The organism is Nocardia sp. NPDC002869 (genome assembly GCF_046764065.1).
GTDB lineage: Bacteria > Actinomycetota > Actinomycetes > Mycobacteriales > Mycobacteriaceae > Nocardia > Nocardia rhamnosiphila.
Genome location: NZ_JBKOOL010000322.1, coordinates 1 through 2010, shown reverse-complemented (window position 1 = coordinate 2010; position 2010 = coordinate 1). Strand labels below are relative to the sequence as shown.

General features: G+C 68.2%; 2 protein-coding genes. Both read right to left on the bottom strand.

Translation table 11 applies throughout. From position 1 onward, the window contains the following. Positions 1 to 295: 295 nt before the first annotated feature. Positions 296 to 1450 carry a thiolase domain-containing protein gene (locus tag ACLML9_RS28635; protein WP_411948411.1) on the bottom strand — a complete coding sequence of 385 codons (1155 nt, stop codon included), beginning with the start codon at positions 1448 to 1450 and terminating at the stop codon, positions 296 to 298. Next, positions 1447 to 1914, bottom strand: a complete 468-nt coding sequence (locus tag ACLML9_RS28630; protein ID WP_411948410.1) for a hypothetical protein — start codon at positions 1912 to 1914, stop codon at positions 1447 to 1449. Before ACLML9_RS28630 ends, ACLML9_RS28635 begins: the two co-directional genes overlap by 4 nt. Positions 1915 to 2010 lie beyond the last annotated feature (96 nt).

Here is a 2010-nt window from a genome sequence, read left to right as displayed (position 1 = left end):
AAAACTGTTACATGCGATCCGCGGAGGCCGCAGCGAAGGCGGAGGTATCGCATCATCATCTCTCCTCAGAAACTGATACATGCGGCCTGCGGAGGCCGTAGCGGAGGCGGAGGTATCGCATCATGATCTCTCCTCGAAAACGGTGATATGCGGTCCGCGTAAGCCGCAGCGGACGTGGAGGTATCGCATCACTGCTCTCTCCTCTTCTCGTGTGGTCCCGCGGTACGCGGAAGCGTTGTCGCCCGTGCCGGGCCGATGCGGTGGTGGGTCCGGTGGATGGCGCCGGAACCGCCGGTCAAGAATTCGGTGGTTCGGAGCCGACCACCCAGAGCGCGTGGAACTGGGCCGCCCCGCCCATGGCGTGGCCGATGGCGCGGCGCGCGTCCGGGACCTGATGCGCACCCGCGGTACCCCGTACCTGCATGGCCGCCTCGGCGAACCGCAGCAGACCGGTTGCACCCGTGGGGTTTCCGGAGAGCACTCCGCCGGACGGGTTGATCGGCAGGTCCCCGCCGAACGCGGTGCGGCCGGAATCCACCACCTTCCACCCCCGGCCGACCTCGGCCAGGCCCACGTTCTCCAGCCAGATCGGTTCGAACCAGCTGTAGGGGATGTAGAGCTCGGCGGTATCGATCTCGCGGGCCGGATCGGTGATCCCGGCCTGCCGGTACGCCTCGGCGGCGCACTGCCTTCCGGCCTCTGGATTCACCTCGTCGCGCCCGGCGAAGTGACCGGTTTCGGTGCGCCACGACATGCCGTGGATCCAGGCGGGGGGACGGCCGGTGTGGTGGGCGTCGGCTTCCCCGGTGATCACCACCGCGCACGAACCATCCGACGAGGGGCACGATTCCAGGAAACGGATCGGATCCCAGAGCATCCGGGATTCGCGCACCTGCTCCACGGTGATATCCGGTAACTGGATATGCGCGTACGGGTTCCGGGTGGCATTGAGACGGTGGTTGACCGCGATCTGCCAGCCGATGTGCTCGGGTGCCGCGGACCGGCGGATGTACTCCCGGATCACCGGTGCGAAATGCGCCCCGGCACCCGCGCCGAGTTGCGCGCTGAAGGGCAGCCCGCGTGACAGCGCCCAGGTGAAATCACCTTCGGATTCCTTCGAATACGCGACCACCAGCACCCGCCGGGCCAGACCCGCCTGCACCAGATGGGCGCCGTAGATGGCGGCGTGCCCGCCGACGCTGCCGCCGGTGAACACCCGGGTCACCGGTAGCCCGCGGGCTCCCATCGCGTCGGCGAGGTAGAGCTCGGGATTCATCACCCCGTCGAACAGGTCGGGCGTCTTCGACAGCACGACGGCATCGATATCGCCGAATTCCAGTTCGGCGTCGGCCATTGCCTCGTCGACGGCTTCGCGCACCATCGCGCCGATGGTGACCTTGCGCTTCTTTGCCTGTTTGCTCTGTCCGATTCCGACGACCGCGAGTTTCACCGGTCTCCCTCCATAAGGCAGATCATGTTCTGCTGGAGCGCGGGCCCGTTGGTGGCGTGTGCCAGCGTGCGGTCCGCGCGACCGGTCAGGATGTGCTGTGCCGCGGCGCCGATCCGGATGAGTCCGGTGGCGGTGGTGGGCCGGGCGACCAGTGGCCCGCCCCCCGGATTGATCGTTGCCCCGGACAGTTCGAGTGCCTGGGCCAGCAACGGTTCCTGATAGCTGTACTCGGTATGCAGTTCGGCGATCTGGACCTCGCGGGCGGCGAAACCGGCCTGCTCGGCGGCCTTCGCCGCGGCCACCGTCACCGTGTCGACGCGGGTCAGGTCGCGGGTTCCCGGATAGTGGCTGTCCATCCGGTGGTCGGCGCCGCGCACCCAGGCCGGGCGCCGCGCCAGCCGCCGCGCGGTATCACCGGCCGCCAGCACCAGGACCGCCGCGGCGTCGCCGATGGGGGCCCCCACGGTGGGCCCCCGCCGGCAGGGCCGCGATGTCGCGGGCCGCCGGTGGTTCAGATTGGAAGATCACCCCTCTGTTCAAAAGTCAAAACCAAGAAAAAC